We start from the raw sequence: 20504 nt of genomic DNA on the forward strand, positions 1-20504 counted from the left end.
TACGAATTATTTTGACACTTACTACCCTCCCTAATTGGAGTTATTTAAGCAATCTGATTAGATGATAAAAACTTATAATCTCAAAGGAGATCACCGATGTCTATTGATATAAACTCAACCCAGAATATAACTCAAGGAAAAATTCAGGGGCCAAACTTGTTAGCCTCTATTAATGCTTTTAACAGGCTAGCAAATGATCCTCTCCAGCTTTTTTATAATCTTCATGCTCAGTATGGAGATATCGTTTGTTTGAACCTGGGGTTTCAAAAAGTTTTTGTTATTAATAATCCTCTTTATATTAAGTATGCTTTACAGGAAAATATTAAGAATTATAAAAAGCTCCAGCGTTTGGAAATGCAAACCAAGCTGCTTTTTGGAGAAGGGTGGACTAATAAAATTAACCGTCAAATCATTCGACCATTTTTCGAGCCTCAACACTATGCTACTATGGATACTGCCATAGCAGATGCTACTCAGAAGATGCTGGCTCGTTGGCAGACTTTTGCTGACAATCATCAGTCATTTGATGTGGCAGAAGAAATGATGAGGCTCAGTCTGTCTTTTACAGCACAAACCTTGATTGGTAATGATTTTCACACTGGTCTGGATGATGTTGCTCTAGCAATGCAAGTGATCATCAATCACTTCAATGCTACGGCTGTATCGAACTTCAATGTACCAGAGAGCTTTCCCACGCCAGCCAATCGGAAATATATGGCAGCTGTGCAAACACTCCAAACAGCAATAGACAAAATCATTGAAGAACGCCAAGATCATGGGACAGATAAGGAAGATTTGCTTTCGGTGTTGCAATCATGGCGTGATGAGACGGGTACAGGCTTGAGTCCCAAACTTTTACGCGAACGACTCTTGTGGATTCTTCTACCCGCCTTTGAACCGATTGGGAGGGCGCTATCCTGGGTCTGGCATTTGTTATCACTCAACCCAAATGTTGAGCGCCAAATGCAAGCTGAACTAGTGAGAGTACTTGGCGATCGCAAACCAACTTTCGACGATTTACCAAAGTTGAATTACACCAAGATGATTGTACAGGAAACACTGCGGATGTATCCGCCATTTTGGGTGATTGGTCGGGAAGCGCTCGAAGACGACGAAGTTGGTGGTGTACACATACCAGCTAAATCTATGCTTTTATTCAACATATATGGAGTACAGCACAACCCACAATATTGGGATAATCCAGAAGGCTTTGACCCGGAACGCTTTATGCCAGAGCGTGCTAGAAATCGTGTTGGCGCGGCTTTCATTCCTTTTAGCATCGGGCCTCGCGCTTGTCTTGGGTACAATTTATCTATTATGCAGATACAATTGGTTGTTGCTTTGGTAGCACAAGCTTATCGTTTAGAATTAGTGCCGGGACATCCAGTAGAGCCGGCTGCAATGGTTTCTCTATTACCGCGTCATGGCATTCGGATGACTTTATCCCAGAGGATATGACTTTGGTTTTAAGATTTATTGACAGCGAAGCGATCGCAGTAATTTGCTCGTTTCCTATTGAGTTGAGCTACTTTACTACATACAATAACTAATGGCACAATTCCCAATTCTACTCTCTAACTCTCACGGTCTAGCAGCCTCTACAAAGGAGTTGCATACATGAAAAACGCTACTATGCACACTAACCATAAGGAGCGAGCATCCGCAGTGTCCTTACCTAAACTAACTGCTCTGTTTCTGGTGCTGGAAGTTATCCTTTTTATGACTGCTTTTAGGGTGCTGTCTAACGCAGTCAATTGGCCAGCAGGTTTGGACGAACCCGCGGCTGTGGTCTTACCCTTACTTGCTCAACGGCAAAGTGCTGTAATCGCGGGTTATTACAGCTATATGCTTTCAGCAATTTTGGTAATCCCGCTTTCCCTGTTGCTGCATCGCGTACTGGCTAGCGAGAATGGCCCACTCTTGGCGATCGCTACCACATTTGGTGTGTTAAGCGGCGTCATGAAGAGTCTGGGAATCTTGCGCTGGCTTTTTCTTATGCCATTTCTGGCAAACACGTATGTCAATCCGGGAACAAGTCCCGCCACACGCGAGACTATTGCACTGGTCTACGACGCCTTCAATTTGTATGCAGGTAAGATTGGCGAGCATCTTGGGACGCAGATGTTCACCGCCTTATGGGTTGGGTTGATTGCGATCGTGCTGGTGCGGTCTGGGTTAGTGTCACGCTGGATTGGCTGGGTTGGCATGGTTGTTGCGATCGGATGGCTCGTGAGTTTAGTTAAAGACTTTGGCATATATGTGGGCCCAGTGGTGTTCATCAGCATGACGCTGTTGAATTTCTGGTATCTCACCCTTGCTGTGGCGCTTTTTCAATCTCGTACTAGAAGTTAACGTGAGCTAATAACCACAAGTTGCACATCCTCACCTGATTTATGGTGACGTGTTCTAAGTATACTGACAAAGAAACCTTTTCTCAAATTTTTTCTAACTTAACTATGCACACCTACAATCCGCTAATAATTCTAGGACTGACTACCACCGTTCTAGTATCAGCACCACTGGCTGCTCATGCTGAATCCAAAGTCTATAAATTTGTGAGCGGTTACGAGAGTATCAGATTGAATACATCGACGCTTGAAGAATTGGAGTCCTTGGGTTTATCTTTGACTTCGGTAGAAAATACAGCTGTGCCAGCACCGGGTTACACTTATGGCTTGAAATACGTTCCCAGTCCTTTAGGTAATGACTTTAACTTTAGCTACGATGAGCTAACAAACGAGTTTGAATCTATAAGTGGAACAGTAGATCTTACTGGCAGCATATTTTTCGACGTAGACACAACCAAGCTTAACCTTCCTCCTCAACTGGAGTTGGGAGATTTATTCGCCGAGCCTGCTCTTGATTTTAATGTTACAGACACCGTAACCACTGGTTTGCCTATATTCACTTTGGTGGGATCGGCTCCTACTAACGTTGATCTTCAGAATCAAACTGTAAGGCTTAATTTCGATGCCTTCATAACTCAAGAGTTTAGTGATTTTCTTGTAGCCGCAGGGGCAACAAAGCAAATTGCTGGTTTGAAGCTAGCCGAAATTCAAGGAGACAGAACTATTACCCAAGTTCCTGAACCTGGAACTGCGTTGGCAATCTTAATGGCTGCTAGTGCAGCGCTAGGTGTGCGTAGGCGGCGTAGTAGTTCCGCACTATAAATCAATAAATCAATACCGTTCAGTTCAAAAGAATTGTAGGTTGGGTCAAGCGATCACAAAATCCAGCAAAAGCCTTGATAATGTTGAGTTTTCTTCCTCAAACGCCACTTTGCTCAATGAACTGAATGTATGAGACTATAAATGTGAAACAATCTCTAAATAATTTCACCAAAACACTTAAACTTCATTCAACTATGCCTAATCACAAACTTTCAATATTTCTTGGTTTAACGACGGCTGTTGCAGCGATCGCGCCTTTACCTGCTCAAGCTGTAAGCTTTAACTACGACTCAGCCCAGAATATTTCCGCACGACCCATCGAATCTAACAACAAGCTATTCTTTTTTGGAACTCCTTCCGATAACCAAGGATATACAGCTTTCTTTAACCTAAATGCCGATGCCCCAGATCGTGGTCACACCGAAATTAGCCTGAATTCACCACGCAATATTGCCCCCTATTACACAACAGGTCGGAATAAAAGTCCTGAAGAGCCTCCAAGCGGTGCTACCAGATCGGCTACTTTACAAAATATCACCGCCGGCTTCTCTAACTTTTACAATTACCTGACTAATAATAATCTTTCCCTAGATGGCATTGGCTTGAGCTACGGACAAAAAAGCGATCGCGATTTTACTACTACCTGGAACTTAGGGGATGACAAGCTTGGAGAGGATTGGTTTTCCAGTCCCGATTCATCACTTGAAGAAAGAATTTATGCCGCAAACCCAGATGATGTCGAGTTATATCTAACTTATGACACCACCAAGATAATTGATTTTGGATATACTCCTTTTTATTCATTTCTCGAATACGGCCCTACTCCTGCAACGGTGGATGATAGCGAAGCCATTCTTACTGACCCATTTAATGCGAGTAAACCTGCTGGATTAAACTCCTTAACGGCAGGTTTAGCAGATGCTTTTTTACAAGATGTCGATAGTGCTGGTGGTGGACTCCAAATAGTTTATGAAGACGCCCAAGTTGAGGATGTTGGCTTTACAACTGGTAATGGATACGGTGTCATACGTATTCCCTTTCCATTATCTTTAAATGTCATTCCTAATACAAAAGTGCCTGAGTCCTCTTTAGCCATAGGTTTATTGATCTTTGGAGCTTTAGGTGCAGTTTCTTCTCGTCTCAAGAAATAGAAAAGGATATCTAGCCTTTGGCAAAGCGGGAACTATTGTGTCAAGCTTTGCAGCAAGTGTGAGGATATCTGTAGAGCTAAAAATATTTCCGTAAGACCTATGTAGGGGTTGCTGAAAAAGAAAAAGAAGCTCACAGTATATAGATTATCTGACCAAAGAAGTATATTCAGGTGCAAGACTTGAGGGTAGGATAGTCCAAAATCCTTGCATCTACTTTTTCAGCAAGCCCAATGTAGTTTTGATTTACTGAGCTTTCATAAATCCCAAGTACTACGCCATTTGCCGAGCCATTAACTGGGCAAATAGACCTTTGATATTTTCCGCTTTGTATCGGATTCTTGCTAAGTTTTTGGCATACTAAGTACTGAAGAACCGCAAAAATCAAGTCTTCATATAACTTCTGCTGCGATGCTGGCGTTGCTGCAATAATTTTGAATGCAGACCCACGCATCCCCTGAATTCCTATCAAAGCACAGGTACAATCGAGGGATGCCGCCCACATGGGGAATCACTGCGGTTTTACCCTGTGCCGAATCAGCCGCTCAATTATTTGCTCATCCGCATCATAGCCTTTGTCTGCTAATACTGTGTCAGCAACAATGTTGGGTAGCAGTTGGTCGGCTCCATTAAGGTCGCAGGCTTGTCGTGGTGTTAAGTGGAAACTTAGTGGGTTGCCCAACGCATCCACCACAGCATGAATCTTGGTACTTAATCCGCCAATGCTTGGACCAATGGCTTCTGTAGATGCATCCCCCACGCAGAGCACCCGCACTGTGTTCATGGGCGCCGACAATCGGCCTTGTCAATCGGGAGCATATTCGTTGTCGGCATCATCTGCCAAATGCTGAAACACCCTCTCCCAGACACATGTTTTTGACCATCTACTAAAGCGAGTGTGAATCACCCGAAAATCTTCAAATCTTCCTGGTAAGTCACGCCAGGGTATGCCTGCTCGGTAACGATATAACACTGCTTCGACAAACAACCGATTATCTTTCGCTGTGACCGAAAACGAAAAGGGTACAGAGCAAGTAAATTTATTTATGGAGAACAGAAAATATGTATGTAGTGACGCAGAGCGCGAGAAATACTACGTCATTATTACAGAGCAACTAAATTGATTTATGGGGATTAAAAATTATTGAATTTGGAATTTGGAATTTGGAATTTGGAATTTGGAGCGGAGCGACGTGACTCCTACATACCCCTCTCGTCCAGGTAGTAGGTCTTTAATTCTCTCCCACTGGTCATCTCGTAGTGCATATCGGCGCGTCATCGTTTTCAAGAGTGTTTATTTTTTTCAGTAGTTCTCATTCCACTTTACCTAATTGATGACACGCCCTAGGTTTGGCTCCACTTTGGCTCTTTTTCCCGCCGCAGGCATCACCTTTCTCAATTATCCCCCATAGCAATTCAAGCATAATCCTATATTATAATACAGGAACAATTTTACAATAGGTCTATTCATCAACTGACTTTACCTGACTTTTACCTATTTTCGATTTTTTAGTATCCTAATTAATCAATAAATCTATGACTTTTTCCTATTGTATTATTCCTCATATAGCATAAATATAATGGTATGGTTTGAATAAACTTATAAATGTTATTAACTACTACTAACTAAAGGAGTTTTATTAGGAAAGTAAAGGTTTTTAACTTAGATAGGTTTGTTCTTTTAAGTAGCAGTAAGAAGATTTTTGGGCAGATATCATTGTCTTTGTAGCTGTGGCTTTCTGTGCCCCAAAGGGTATCTTACTTAGTGCAATGATCATAAGTTTTTAAATGGAACATTGTTATCACCATGTACAGAACAAAAAAGTTAGCTATCAAAAAGTTTAGTTTTTTGCAAAAATGGATTAGTTTTGGCAAATATCCACACCAAGTTGCTAATGTCAACGGTGATGATCGAACTGATATTGTTGGTTTTGACTATGATGCTATTTATGTATCTTTGGGTAAAAGTCATGGGACTTTTGCTGAAGCTTTTATAGCCAGAAACGATAATTTTACCGCCAAGAAATGGGAATGGACTAGCTTTGATAAATATCCACGTCAACTTGCTGATGTGAATGGTGATAATAGCGCAGACATTGTTGGTTTTGGATATGATAATGTCTTTGTATCTCTTGTTCAAAGCAATGGAACTTTTGTAGCACAAAATGATGATTTTACTATTAATAAAGGTGGTTGGAATAGCTTTGACCAAAAGCCATGCCAGCTTGGTGATGTGAATGGTGATGCCAAAGCTGATATTGTTGGTTTTGCTCAAGATGGAACTTATGTAGCTTTAGCTAATAATCATACAACACCATCTCCAATGAATAATCAGTATGTTGTAGCTGGTTACTTACCTTCCTGGGGTATTAGTAATACTACTAATACTGCAACTATTCCAGTTAATAAACTAACACATTTGTTCTATGCCTTTGCAGATGTTGATACAGAAGGTAACGTAAAACTGAGTCAAGATGGTGAGGATGGTGACATCAATGTACTAAAATGTCTCAAAGCTCAAAATCCCAAGCTAAAAATCCTTATTTCTATCGGTGGTGCAGGAGAAAATGATTTTTCCTCAGCAGCTTCTACGCCACAATCTAGAATATTTTTCGCCCAATCTGCCATCAATTTTATGAAAAGTAATGGTTTCGATGGCATTGATATTAATTGGGAATTTCCTAAGAAAGAGGAGAATAGTAATTACACTCAATTGCTGGGTGAGCTACGTCAACAGCTTAATAACGCATCTACAACAGATGGAAAGAAATATCTGCTGACTACTGCCCTTTCTGCTTCTCCCTATCAATTGTCTCCATCAGATTACGCTGATGCTCCTTACGATTTAAACTCAACTGTTTTGAAAACTACTTCTGAATATGTTGACTTTATCAACGTAATGGCCTATGACTACCACGGTAGCTGGGAAAACACAACCAATCACCAAGCTGCTTTGTATAAAAGTAACAGCGATCAATCATATAACAGCGACAAACTCAACGCTGACTGGTCAGTTAAAAAGTATTTGAGTGCTGGTGTTGAAGCTAAGGATATTGTCTTAGGAGTTCCTCTCTACAGTCCCACTTGGGCAGGAGTGGAACCTGGTTCTAATAATGATGGATTGTTTCAAAGTGCTACCTCAGTAAATGATCCACTTTTGTATAAAGATATCCATGATCAAGTAGGTACAAATGGATATCAATATTACTGGGATGATAGTGCCAAAGTTCCCTATATTTATAATTCTCAAAAACAAGAGTTTAGTACCTACGAAGATAAACAATCAGTCCTCGGAAAAGTTAATTATGTTGAAGAACAAGGTCTAGGCGGAATATTTTTCTGGCAACTCCTTGGTGACTTGCCAATCACTCATCCTGATTCATTAGTTAATGTTGCTGCTGGTAATTTGTTTTAGAACCTAACTTTAGCGTAATATATAGCAGTCCTAAATCATTTGTGAACTTTTCTGTGAACTCAAAATCAGCCTTTACCTGGGAAAAAGCTAAACAGGTTGCCGAGCAAATTGTCTTCAATAATCTTGAAGAACACCTCAAAGATATTGAAACAGATGTGCTTCGAGGCTCGTGGGAGGGTCTGACTTATGAAAAGATGGCAGAGCAGTACCATCTCTCTGTAAACTACCTCAGAGGAGATGTGGGCCCTCATCTGTGGCGAAAGCTTTCAGAAGCATTAAGGGAAGAGGTAACAAAGAGTAATTTTAAAGGAGCGTTGGAGAGAGCTGGAGAAAGGCAACTACCTCCACATATTGATAGTAATGTCAAGCAGCCAAAATCCTCCTTAGCAGAGTTAACGTTTCCAGACGGTTCAGTTCCTCTGGGTTCTCCTTTTTATGTAAAGCGAGATGCCCTAGAGTCTGTTTGTTACGAGACAGTTGTCAAACCCGCTTCCCTAATTCGGATTAAAGCACCGAAGCTGATGGGTAAAACTTCATTGCTTACCAGGATTCTAGCTCATGCTGAATCCCAGAATTGTCAAACAGTATATTTAGATTTAAGTAGTGTAGAGCGAGCAATTTTAACGAATTTGGACAAGTTCGTGCTTTGGTTGTGTTTAATGGTTGGTCGGAAGTTAAAGTTAGAAAATCGGTTAAAAGATTATTGGGATGCAGAAATTTTAGGTAGTAACTATAACTGCACAGTGTACTTTGAGGAGTATTTATTGCCACAAATAGATTGTCCTTTGGTATTAGGGTTAGATGAAGTTGATCGGATTTTTCCTTATAACCAAGTGATTGAAGACTTTTTCGGGATGTTGCGAAGCTGGCATGAGAAAGGGAAAATTTCTGAGCAATGGAAAAAACTAAGGCTGGTAATGGCACATTCTACCGAAGTTTATATCCCCTTAGACATGAACCAATCTCCTTTTAATGCGGGGCTACCAGTGGCGTTGCTGGAATTTGACCACAAGCAGGTGAAAGATTTGGCTCACCTTCATGGACTGAATTGGAATGATACTCAGGTAAATGAATTAATGAATATAGTGGGAGGACATCCTTATCTGCTGCGGTTAGCAATGTACGAAGTTTACACTACAAAGGCAACGCTAAAGCAGCTATTACAAGATGCTTCCACAGAAGCGGGAATTTACAGCAACCATCTGCGGTGGTACTTAGAGATGCTGCACTCGGAAGAGACTCAAGGTTTAAAAGAAGCGTTAAAAAAGGTGGTCATTTCACTTGAGCCAGTGGAATTAGATTCAATGCAGATTTATAAGTTGCACAGTTTAGGATTAGTGCATCAACAGGACAATCAGGTAATGCCTAGGTGCAATTTGTACCGTGAGTATTTCCGCAGAGTGTTGTAAGTAGCCATCCGTCATGTAGAAATAAACCTCTGAGTTTTTCTGGCACATGCGAGTTATCGGTCGTGCTATTCCAAAGTTTCAACATCTCAAAAGTGAAGAATTGCCCCTTTTTTCGATTGGTTAACTGTAGAGATTTTAGATACATTGTTACCTGAACGAGTTCATCGATGTAATCCCAGAGTTGTGAAAAAATCTGTATCAAAGTTTCGCTCCAAAAAACTGAAACACCGAGGATCTGGACAACAAATTGAAGCTCCTGCTTTTCATATCTTCACAACAGCTTTTAGCCTTAACCCAAGCGTATTGAGTTCAGTTCCCACTCTACAACTGGCTTAAAATGAACAAAACCAAATAGAACCTCAGAAGGTGAAAAATGTAGATAGCTGGCATTTCTCTAGGAGCGATCGCTAGCGTACTACGAAACTACATCTTCTGTGCGCAGTTCCAAAAGGTAGAAGGAGCGCTGGGAACGTACTGGTTCATTCAGTGGTCGTACCGCAATCCCCAATCTGACTTTGAAAAAGACGCTTTAGTTGCAGCCCTTATGATTCGCTCTGGTGCTGAATCTGGGGCAACACTCCACTGGGTGACAAACAAAACTTACGAGCGCTGGGCATCAAACGCTGTCACTGCACCAGCATTACCAGCAGTTTCACAGACTGAGGCACGGGCATCTTTTGCACTGACTCCTAAAAAAATGGGGCAGGCTTAAAAACCCAATAATGAGGGTTTCAGCCATCATAAATTGGGTGGAAGCGGCGTTTGTTTCAGGGCGATCGCTTTGTGTTAACTCAGGGTGTCGCCTGAAAGGCTGATTAATGGGTTATTTTCTAGTGTCTCCACGCCCTGGTATTCCTAACCCGGAGATTGCCGACATTGATTCTGAGTCAGTGCAGTCGGTGATTAATCCGGGTTCCATGAAGATTTTGCAAGCGATCGCTGCTAATTATCCTGACTACATTCGGATTGATGGTGCTTGGTTAGATGAACTGTGTGATGCTGCATTACATCAAGATATGACCCTTCGCAGTAACCACCATTTTTACCTGTCTGGCGGCATCCAGTCTGGCAAATCCACTCTTGCAGGGGTGATTATCAATAAAATTGCATCTTTATCTCAATCACCAGCAATTGTGATTGGTAGCGATCCAAAGGATGATGTCACCAGATGGCTGTGCCTCTTTAGCCGCAAGTTTGATGGCATGAAAGCCTTAAGAGATTGGATTACCTTTGCCACAGATCAGATTGACAAGCAGAAAGCAAGAGTATCCATTGTTGGCGGTGAATGTCATGGTGTCCCGGAATTATTTCTTGCCCAAGACGAGGTGGACTCTGTATTTGGTGGTGGCAAGGGACTTCCAGGAATGGTTGATGTTGACACTGCCTTTATACTTGCAAGGTTTTTGGAACTATATCATCAAATTTACTGCTGACCAAAATCTCTAAAGAGAAAATTTGTACTAATTTTACTATTAATTATCCATGAAAGTAGCTGAAGAACCCCTTTTTAGTCCCAAAAGTAAAATTTAAGGGAAGGCGACCAAAAAACGACATCGCTTTTTTCTCAGCCTGTATCTACTATTTAATTTTAGTATTTATGTACTATAAAAGAGTACTATTGCTGATATTTGCTGCTTGATTCTTGAAGAAGTCCATGTTAACATCCGTAATGTTACGTAAAAAATAACCTGATTAGTTTGCTGTAGATTCAGAATGTATTCATAACTAGGCAAAGATTGCAAAATTGCCCAAACATAATATAACAATTTATCAGCTTCAATTGTGATTCATTTGCAAGCTAAAAATTAGCTGTGGGAAAAAGATGTGTAGAGTATTGATCTTTTTTCCACAACGTTTGTAATTAGAAAATTTATGCAAATCATGGCAGTTACACCGTATGAAAGTCACAGAAAAATCGAGTATTTTGCAGGCATCATACAAATTTTGGAGCGTCCCAAACATTCAACCAGAAAACATGGTTCGATGTGATTTAGGCGATCGCAGCAATATATTAAAATTCTGGCAGATAGGGATTACTCTGGCTGCAACTAGCGGAGTTATTTTTTCTGGGAATGGTGCGATCGCTCAAATTGTTCCAGATCGCACTCTAGGTGCAGAAAGTTCTGTTGTTACGCCGAATGTGGATATCAAAGGTACACCGAGCGATCGCATAGAAGGCGGTGCTATTCGCGGTGCTAACCTCTTCCATAGTTTTCAGGAATTCAATGTCAGAGATGGACGAGGAGCCTATTTCAACAATCCGGCTGGGATTGAGAGTATTTTCAGCCGAGTCACGGGGAATAACGCTTCAAATATTAATGGAAAACTCGGCGTATTGGGTAATGCTAATTTATTTTTGCTCAACCCCAACGGAATTCTTTTTGGACCCAATGCATCGTTAGATCTGAATGGTTCATTTTTAGGTAGTACAGCGAATGCTTTGAAGTTTGGGGATGGGAAAGAGTTTAGTGCAACGAATCCTACAGCCCCGCCATTACTATCTGTGTCCGTGCCTTTGGGAGTGCAATTTAACCAAGGACAACCAAGTGCAATTTTGAATTCCGGCAATATTTCAGTCGCGCAAAACCTGACACTGTTGGGAGGTACAGTAGCTAGTACAGGGCAGTTATCAGCATCTGGAGGGCAGGTTGCTGTTGCAGCCGTTCCAGGTGGTAGTGTTGTGAACCTGAGTTCAACAGGACAATTTCAAAATATTGATACTTCATTACCTGTAGCGGCTGGAAATTCAGTTTCTTTGGCTGAGTTATTGACAAGCAGTAATGCACAATTTCATCCAGGACTGACAGTAAATAGCAACGGACAAGTGGAAGTGGCGGGATCGGGCTTGTCTGTAAGAGATGGTGATGTTGTTGCAAAGAATGTGACAGCTCAGACAGCAACACTCACAGCGCATAATAATTTAACTCTGGTTGAGAGTCTGATAGGTACAAACGGGGATTTAAACCTGCTAGCAGGGGATACAGTGCGGGTGCGGGATAATGTGGAGAATCCCTTTGTGGCGCAAGCTGGAGGACAGTTATTAGTTCAGGGTAGGCAAGGAGTTGATATTTTTGCCTTAAATAATCCTAACAGTGGGTTGTTTTCTGGTGGGGATTTAGTGTTGCGATCGGCTAACGCAGTGGGAGGCGATGCTCAGTACTGGGCTGGTGGTAATTTTCGTATTGAGAAATTGGATGGCAATTTAGGCGGTCTATTCAGCCCTTACGATCCCATTATTAGATCTGCTGGAGATGTTAGCTTTGACAGCTACACAGGAGGTTCACTACACATTCTCGCTGGAGGGAGTGTGAGAATCAACGGCACAGTTGAAATTACAGGTACAGATCCAAATGCACTTCCAGGGAATGGACTGACTGAGACGGTATCACTATCAAATGATGATCCTAACGGAATACGCTCTCAAGTCAATATTGATGGCACAAACTTTCCAACTTTAGATATTCGAGCGGGTGTACGTGCAAATGCACTTGGTTCTCAAGGTAATTTTGTAATTCCAACAACAGGAATTATTCTGGCTCCAACACCAGCTTTTCCAGGTCAGGGTAATACTATCTCTCCCCCAGGATCTCCGCAAAACGCTAACCCTGATACTCCAAGTGCGAATATCATAATCGGAAGAATTAAAACAGAACCTAGAGGTCAAGTATTTTTAACCAATCAATATGAAGCAAATCCCTTAGCTGAAGGTTCAATTGAAATCGGAGATAGCATTGGAAATTCAAATTTATTCTCAATTGATAGCCTTGCTAGTCCAGTCACGATAGATACTAGAGGTTCTGTCACGGTTTATCAGGGAATTATTAGCGGTATTCGTACAGGTATAGGTGGAGATATCAAGATACTTAGCCAAACAGGGAACATTAATATTGGTACAGGAAGTACTCAAACAAACAACCCTATAAATGGTAGTTTACTCTCTCTATCTAACAATGGTAGTGGTGGTAATATTACCCTCACGGCAGGCGGAAACATTACTGCGACAGGAAATATAACTTCTGAGGTTTTTGGCGGTGATGGAAATGGTGGCAACATCACCCTGATCAGTAATTTTGGTGAAATTAATAGCGGTGGGATAACCATAAAATCTAAATCTAATGATGGAGATGCAAACACTAATAACGGGCTTGCTGGAAATGTTACTATCCAAGCTCTTAGAGATATTCGCTTTGATCGCTCTAGTATAGAAGCTTCTAGTAACAGTAATGAAGAAGGATTCAGTACAATCGAACTTAATTCATTAGAAGGGTCAGTGTTTTTAAATAATGCTAACTTGAAAACTACTAATACTGGCACTGGCTTTGCAGGAGATATCCGTATCAACGGTAGTAATATTCAGATTACTGACACAGGACGTGGAGATAATCAAGGTATTCAAAGCCGAGGTGTGAATGGGCGTATCTTTATAGGAATTGATGACCAAGACCGAGTAACTGCTAATAACGTAACTATCAGAAATAGTCGTGTAGATACTCAAACTATTGCTAACGTAAATAGTAATGTAATACCTAACGAGGGTGATGGTATTCAGATCCGATCTACTGGTTCTATTGACATTATTAATAGTGATGTAAGTACCAGCATCCGTGGAATAGGAAATGGAGGCAACATCAACATCAACACAGGGTCGCTGTCGGTGACAGGTGGCTCTCGAGTGGAAGCCACTGTCAATAATAATGTAAATAATCAAGCAGAAAAAATTCAAGTTCAAGGGGGCAACATAACTATCAATGCCCGCGATCGCGTTATCTTTGATGGGGTCTTTGATGCAGTACCAGGTTTAATAATACAAAGTGCGGCATTAAGTAATGTGGAACAAGGAGCCACAGGCAACGCGGGCGATATCACTATCAAAACTGGGTCACTTGAGGTAACTAATGGTGCTTTGCTGGAAACCCGGACTCGTGGAAACGGAAATGCAGGAAAGTTGACTATCAATGCCAATAGTGTTGTTTTTGATGGGGCGGGTGGAAACTTCCCCAACGCCCCTGGTGCATTTAGTGGTGTAGAAAGCGATGCCATTGGCAAAGGAGGCGACATTGAAATCAATACTGGACTGCTGTCCTTAAACAATTTTGCCCAGATCGCAACTAACACTTCTGGAAGAGGTGATCCGGGTAATATTAAGATTACTGCTAGTAACGGTGACGTTAAAGTTGATAATAGAAGTTTTATTAATGCCCAAATACAACGAGGAGGAGTGGGAACACTTGGCATTAAAGATGACGACTTTAGGATTAGTATCAACGCAACATCGCTCACCTTAAACAATGGTAGTCAAATCAATGCTTTTACTAATGATACTGGTTCCGGTGATGCTCCAATAGGCAGTGCTGGAAATATAGATATAAATGTGGGTAACGGCAATGTAAAAATTGAAGACTTATCTGATAATAATGACATCACTGGTATCTTTAATACATTAGGAAACGGAGGAATAAACCCTAGTGGTAGCGGCGATGCTGTTGGTACTGGGGGAAATCTTACAATTCAAGCGCGATCGCTGTTGATAAATGGTACTACTAATCGCACTGGGGAGGCGAGAGGCAATGCAGGAATAGCAGCTAAAACTTTTGGATTAGGGAATGCTGGGAAAATAAAAATTACACTTACAGATTCTCTCAATATTACCAATGGTGGTTTTCTTGATAACAGCACTGCTGGTGGTTCTGTTTCAACTCCAAGTAATGCAGGGCCAATCGAGGTAACGGCAAAGTCAGTTATTCTAGCCAACGACAACCCAAGCCGCCGTGCCATACAAAGTAAAGTACAAAGATATAATTTTGACGGAGAAAACCTAGATGCTGTGGGAAACGGCGGCGACATCACTATAAATACTCAATCACTCTCCTTAGATAATGCATCTATTACTTCTGAAAGTGAGACTCAAGGCACAGCAGGTAATATATCTATCACGGCGGATACTCTTTCTATCAAACAAGCAATTGAACCGAACATTAACAATAAAGAAGCTGCAATTACTGTAACAAGCCCAGAAGGAAAAGCAGGGAATATCGACATCTTTGCAAATAAAATGTTCTTAAATAATGGGACGCTTAGTGCTAACACAGGCCAAGAGAGTGGGGCAAATATTACCCTCAAAGGCAAGGATAATCCTTCGCTTGCATTTATCATCTTGTGGAACGGAAGCAAAATAGAAGCTAATGCCAATAACAATGCTACAGGTGGCAACGTTGATATCAACAGTAAGTTGCTGATTGGACTCCCACCCAGAGCAGGAATTGTGAACAAAATCACTGCAAATGCGGCAGAGGGTCAGGGAGGTAAACTCAATATTACAGCAGGTATTTATGGCTTCTCTCAATCAAAGCTGAAACCGTTAGAACTTACTACCAGCAAAGAAAACTATATTGCAGCTTCTTCACAAACAGGTGCAGCAGGTATTGTGTCGGTCGGTCAACCAATTATAGACCCCAATCGTGGGTTAATTAAGTTACCAGAAGATGTGCGTGACTCTTCAAAATTGATTGTCCAAGGTTGTCCTGTGGGTGGACAACGGGCAACTAGTCAGTTCGTTATCACTGGACGCGGCGGCTTACCTCCAAACCCCACTTCAGCACTTAGTAGTGGCGTTCTTGTAGGTAATGCAGGTGAGCAAACTGGCTCTACAAACTCCGCCCCAGTACCCACTGTAGAAGCCCAAGGTGTAAACATCGGCCCCAATGGAGAAATTATTCTCACTGCTAACCCATCCAAACTTGCTTCTTATAGTTCTTGGCAGAGGTTCATGGGTTGCGATGGAAAATAATCCCCATGTTCAACCGCCAAAGGTTGTAAACCCGACGCTAAAAGCTCCAGTTATCTCAAGAAGACTAAAAACCTTGTTTAGCAATACTTGTAGTCCGTTGAAACGAACTTTAGCTATGAACCAGGAAATTGATTTCCGGGCGGCAAGGTCGAAGGAAACAGCCCTGCTTCCCCAAGAGGGTTGGGGAGGTATTCGAGGCTTAAGGTGCATTAGCAAAAGTTTGAAAACATTTCCTCGACTTCCACTGACTATTGCGACATTAGCCCTGAGTTTACCTATTTCCATCAGCGCCCATGCTGTAGAAGTGGCTCAAGTACCTCTACCGCCAAACTTACCGCAACCTCTACCCCCTCCCCAAGATGTAGTTCCTCCAACTTCTCCACCTCCTCAACAACCACAAGTTCCTTCGCCTCCTTCAGAAGACTTGTTACGTAAGCAACCAGCCCAACCATCACAGGAAACCCCTGGGGTAGTTCCTGAAAAATTTTTGGTCACAAAGTTTGAATTCGTAGGAGGTACAGTCTTCAAAGATGAAGAACTACTACAAACTATAGAAAAAGCTTTGCTGGCTAGAGGCGATCGCAGATTCTGTCCAGAACCTCAATGTCAAAAGCTTCCCAGAACAGAACAAGATCCACCTGTAGAACTTAACTTTAACCAACTGCTAGAAGCGCGATCGGCAATTACCCAGCTTTATATTGATAAAGGCTATATTACCTCTGGGGCACTAATTCCAGAACAAATGCTACCGCCCGGTGGAGGTACACTCAAGATTCAAATAGCCGAGGGCAGCTTAGAAGATATTAAAATCACTGGTACTCGACGATTAAATCCGAACTATATTCGCTCTCGGTTAGAACTTGCTAATAAAAAACCCTTAAATCGCGATCGCTTGCTCGAAGCATTGCAACTATTGCAACAAAATGTCCTGATTGAGAGTTTATCTGCGGAGTTGTCTAGTGGCTCGCGCTTTGCTAGCAATCTGTTATTAGTTAATGTGAAGGAGGCAAGAAGCTTTAAACCCCAAGTCAGATTAGATAATAACCGCTCACCTAGTGTAGGCAGCTTACAACGTAGTATTCAACTCACCGAAGGTAACTTGTTAGGTATCGGAGATAGTGTCAGCCTGTTCTATGCAAATACCGACGGTAGCAATCAGGTAAATGTTGGCTACACCATACCTTTAACTCCTCGGAACACTACCCTAAGTTTTAGCTATAACTATTCTTCAAGTAATGTCATCGAAAAACCCTTTGACGAGTTAGATATTTCATCCAATTCCCATGAATACCAACTGACTCTGCGCCATCCAGTAATTCAAACCCCACGTCAAGAACTTGCTCTAGGATTAACAGCCTCTCATCGAGAAACCCAAACTTTCTTGGGATTTGAAAATACTGGAGGCTTTCCCCTGTCAGATGGTGCTGACGACAAAGGGCGCACCAACATCACAGCAATCCGCTTTTTTCAAGAATGGACACAAAGAGGCGATCGCTCGGTTTTGGCATTCCAGTCTCAATTCAGTTTGGGACTTGATGCACTGAATGCTACAATTAATCAAACTGACGCCGATGGGCGCTTTTTTGCTTGGCGAGGACAAGCTCAATGGTTGCGCCTTCTGGCAGAAGATACTCCCTTAGTAGTGCGGGGAGGCTTGCAACTAGCAGATAGAAGGCTTGTATCCTCAGAGCAAATTGGATTGGGTGGACAAGCAAGCATCAGAGGATACCGTCAGGATGCGTTGCTGGCTGATAACGGCGCTTTCGCTTCAATTGAACTGCGCCTACCGATTTTGCGCCTTCGTCAACAGCAGAGCCTTTTACAACTCATACCTTTTGTAGATATTGGTACAGCTTGGAACAGTTCTGGAGGTTCCAACATTGATCCTGGTTTTTTGGCTTCTGCTGGCTTGGGGTTGCGATATCAGTTAAGCGATCAGATCGATGCTCGCTTGGACTGGGGAATCCCCATCGTGTCTGCTGATTCAAACGGACGAACTCTACAAGAAGACGGTTTATATTTTTCTGTGCTATGGAACCCTTTTTAAAACGTACATTCCCAAAACGTGCCATTAGCAAACTCTTGCTTGCTCTTGTTGGGCTAATTTTAGTCTTTGGCATTCATATATTTTTGAGGGAAAGAGCGATCGGCATACAAGCACCAGCAACACAATTGATTTGTGCAAGTACACCAAATCTCAGCCCAGAACAGTTAAGTGCAGAGGGTAGAGTTAGCTACGAACAAGGGCGCTTTGATGCAGCAATCGATTGCTGGCAAAGAGCTACAACTGCTTATCGTCAAGTTGGAAATGAAACTGAGAGGATCAATAATCAAATTAATCTAGCTCAGGCAGAGCAAGCTTTAGGACTTTACCCACGAGCTTGTAATACACTAGTGCAAATCTACGGTGAGCAAGACTGCACTAATTTACTACAACTCAAAGATGAAGACAAACGTCAGCAGTTGTTTAACATTTTTAATAAACAAGTAGATTCTCCTGCAAAAATCACCGGCTTACGCAGCTTGGGCAATATTCTAAGAGGACTTGGTGAATTAGATTTGTCTAATCAGGTCTTGTTAATTAGTTTAGATAAGAGCCAATCTCCAGAAAAAGCAGCAAATTTGCTTGATCTAGGTAACACCAGACGCGCTTTTAGTAACAAAGAACAAGATTTATACAGCCGTTCTCAAGAGTCTCAGCATCTGATTTGTGCGATCGTAGATGCATTTGCAGCTAAATCTGCCTATGAACAGGCTATACAAAACACTGACTCAACTTCAGACCAAATATCTACTATTAAACTGCAAGCACAACTGAATCAGTTAAGTCTCCTACTAGATTTAAAAGATTGGTATAGTAATCAAATCAACAAACAGAATAATAAAGACGATGCTATAGATCGGTTATTTATTAGATATAGGATACTACGTTTTGCAGAGCAAAAATGTTGGAATGACCAATTAATAAGTTGGGATGACCAATTAAAACCTAAGCTAGATAAACGCATAAACTATATCTTAATAAGAAATAACTTTCAATCCTTAAAGCAGCAGTTATCAAACCAAAATTCGCCGATACAGCTAGAGCAAATTAATAATATTCAGCAACAAATCAATAAATTACCACCAAGTCACGCAACGCTTTTCACAAGGCTTAACTTTGTCCAGAATTTGATGCGTATAAGTAAAGATAGTCAAGATGAAAATCAGATAAAAGATTTTCTCACAGAAACGCTTAACCGAGCTAAAAAACAAGGCAATATAATAGCAGAATCTTATGCACTAGGATATCTTGGCAAGTTATATGAAGACAGCAAGGAATTGCAATTAGCTATATCCAATACTCGGGGCGCTTTGTTCTTAGCTCAATCGATTCCGGCAGCAGATATAGTTTATCAGTGGCAATGGCAATTGGGGCGGATTTACAAATCTCAACTACCGCCAAGAAAGCAGGTACAAACGAAAGACCTACAAAACGATGTTAAAAGCTTGAATCAAGCACAAGCAGCTTATGAAGAAACGTTTAAAACTTTAGAATCCTTGCGCCGAGAATTAGCAACCAGTAACCCTGATGCTCAAATTTCTTTTCAAAAGGATATTGAAGGTATTTATCGCGAGTATGTTGATATACTTCTCAGAGATGACAAACCTCAAATAAAAGACCTCTCAAAAGCACGCCAAGTCATTTCCTCTCTCCAAGCAGCAGAGCTAGAAAACTTCTTGCGTCAAGCCTGTCCTGAATACAACCTCAGCGATATTGACAGTATTATTAATCAGCGAACCCAAAAAACAGCTTTTATATCCCCAATTGTCTTAGACGATAGAATCGAGGTAATTATTAAGCTACCTACTGATTTGAATAATAAAAATTTAACAGATATAGCCCTAAAACACTATAGAACAGAGGGTGAGGATATTGATCGGACTAAAATTGAAGAACAACTGAAACAGTTGCAAAGAGATTTGGAAGAGGAGTATACGTTTGATGCTGTTACAAAAGAAGCGAATAATGTGTATAAATGGCTTCTTAAAGGTGCAGAAAAATACCTTCAAAATCAAGACATTGATACGTTAGTATTTGCTCTAGATACGCCTTTGCGAAATATACCATTAGCAGCACTAGTTTACAATATTACACCAGATAACAAGCCCCAATACTTGATTGAAAAGTATGCGCTTGCCCTAGTCCCAAGGTTAGACATTCCAGATTTTAAAACTTTAGAAAATAGAAAAATCAAAATTTTGGCGGCAGGGCTAGCGCAACCAGAATCAAACGTAAATCAACAACGAAAATTTACCAAGTTAAATTATGTCAAAGCTGAATTAAATGTATTAAATGACATTGAAAAAATTAATTCTAGAGTTTCAGTTACTAAACTCGAAGACAATAATTTTAAAACCGATAAACTACAATCAAATATCAATTCTTCTGCTTTTCAAATACTCCACTTAGAGGCTGTTTGAAAAGTTTTGAGAAGTTAAATGTTATGCTAGTCGCCTTACCATAATACGGATGATAGCAAGGTAGATAAATGTCTCCGATGTTTCAGGCAATAATTCATAGTCTCTAACCAA

14 protein-coding genes and 1 pseudogene are annotated in these 20504 nt (G+C 41.3%); 11 read left to right on the top strand and 4 right to left on the bottom strand.

Translation table 11 applies throughout. The features are described from left to right. Positions 1 to 96 precede the first annotated feature (96 nt). The 4 genes from LC653_RS21790 (at position 97) to LC653_RS21805 (ending at position 4321) form a co-directional block, all read left to right on the top strand. Complete coding sequence (locus tag LC653_RS21790; RefSeq protein ID WP_229496864.1) at positions 97 to 1458, top strand: cytochrome P450; 1362 nt, start codon at positions 97 to 99, stop codon at positions 1456 to 1458. 159 nt (positions 1459 to 1617) lie between these two features. Next, the gene (locus LC653_RS21795) at positions 1618 to 2352 is read left to right on the top strand and encodes a DUF4386 domain-containing protein (RefSeq protein WP_229486584.1); all 735 of its coding nucleotides are present in this window, start codon (positions 1618 to 1620) and stop codon (positions 2350 to 2352) included. Positions 2353 to 2393: 41 nt separating this feature from the next. After that, complete coding sequence (locus LC653_RS21800; RefSeq protein ID WP_229496865.1) at positions 2394 to 3170, top strand: PEP-CTERM sorting domain-containing protein; 777 nt, start codon at positions 2394 to 2396, stop codon at positions 3168 to 3170. 143 nt (positions 3171 to 3313) lie between these two features. Continuing rightward, a complete protein-coding gene (locus tag LC653_RS21805; RefSeq protein ID WP_229496866.1) occupies positions 3314 to 4321 on the top strand; it encodes a hypothetical protein in 1008 nt (335 codons plus the stop codon). A 166-nt stretch (positions 4322 to 4487) separates the two neighbouring features. On the opposite strand, the gene LC653_RS21810 is transcribed toward LC653_RS21805, so the two are convergent. Genes LC653_RS21810 through LC653_RS21820 form a run of 3 tightly spaced genes read right to left on the bottom strand, consistent with a single transcriptional unit; the run spans position 4488 to position 5306 of the window. Next, positions 4488 to 4823: a hypothetical protein gene (locus LC653_RS21810; protein WP_229496867.1), complete on the bottom strand. Its 336-nt coding sequence runs from the start codon at positions 4821 to 4823 to the stop codon at positions 4488 to 4490. Between the two features lie 6 nt (positions 4824 to 4829). Beyond that, entirely contained in the window at positions 4830 to 5078 is a 249-nt protein-coding gene (locus LC653_RS21815) for a transposase (RefSeq protein WP_229496868.1), read from the bottom strand. A 45-nt stretch (positions 5079 to 5123) separates the two neighbouring features. Further along, positions 5124 to 5306, bottom strand: a complete 183-nt coding sequence (locus LC653_RS21820) for a transposase (protein ID WP_229496869.1) — start codon at positions 5304 to 5306, stop codon at positions 5124 to 5126. Positions 5307 to 6125: 819 nt separating this feature from the next. On the opposite strand from LC653_RS21820, the gene LC653_RS21830 reads away from it, so the two are divergent. From LC653_RS21830 to LC653_RS21860, 7 genes are all read left to right on the top strand, one after another. After that, positions 6126 to 7733, top strand: coding sequence for a glycosyl hydrolase family 18 protein (locus tag LC653_RS21830; protein ID WP_229496870.1), 1608 nt, complete (start codon positions 6126 to 6128; stop codon positions 7731 to 7733). A gap of 53 nt (positions 7734 to 7786) precedes the next feature. Continuing rightward, positions 7787 to 9142 (top strand): AAA-like domain-containing protein, encoded by a 1356-nt coding sequence (locus LC653_RS21835; RefSeq protein ID WP_229496871.1) that lies wholly within the window; start codon positions 7787 to 7789, stop codon positions 9140 to 9142. 544 nt (positions 9143 to 9686) lie between these two features. Next, positions 9687 to 9854, top strand: a complete 168-nt coding sequence (locus tag LC653_RS21840) for a hypothetical protein (RefSeq protein WP_229496872.1) — start codon at positions 9687 to 9689, stop codon at positions 9852 to 9854. Positions 9855 to 9960: 106 nt separating this feature from the next. Then, a complete protein-coding gene (locus LC653_RS21845; protein WP_229496873.1) occupies positions 9961 to 10575 on the top strand; it encodes a hypothetical protein in 615 nt (204 codons plus the stop codon). A gap of 464 nt (positions 10576 to 11039) precedes the next feature. Beyond that, complete coding sequence (locus LC653_RS21850) at positions 11040 to 15929, top strand: two-partner secretion domain-containing protein (RefSeq protein WP_229496874.1); 4890 nt, start codon at positions 11040 to 11042, stop codon at positions 15927 to 15929. Positions 15930 to 16044: 115 nt separating this feature from the next. Further along, positions 16045 to 17976, top strand: a complete 1932-nt coding sequence (locus tag LC653_RS21855; RefSeq protein ID WP_229496875.1) for a ShlB/FhaC/HecB family hemolysin secretion/activation protein — start codon at positions 16045 to 16047, stop codon at positions 17974 to 17976. Further along, entirely contained in the window at positions 17961 to 20393 is a 2433-nt protein-coding gene (locus tag LC653_RS21860) for a CHAT domain-containing protein (RefSeq protein ID WP_229496876.1), read from the top strand. The genes LC653_RS21855 and LC653_RS21860 overlap by 16 nt, the downstream gene beginning before the upstream one ends. A 21-nt stretch (positions 20394 to 20414) precedes the next feature. On the opposite strand, the pseudogene LC653_RS47940 reads toward LC653_RS21860, so the two are convergent. After that, positions 20415 to 20504 (bottom strand): annotated as a pseudogene (locus LC653_RS47940) (IS5/IS1182 family transposase); the annotation flags it as partial.

Origin of the sequence: Nostoc mirabile CHAB5784 (assembly GCF_020829645.1) — a bacterium.
Classification (GTDB): domain Bacteria; phylum Cyanobacteriota; class Cyanobacteriia; order Cyanobacteriales; family Nostocaceae; genus Nostoc; species Nostoc mirabile.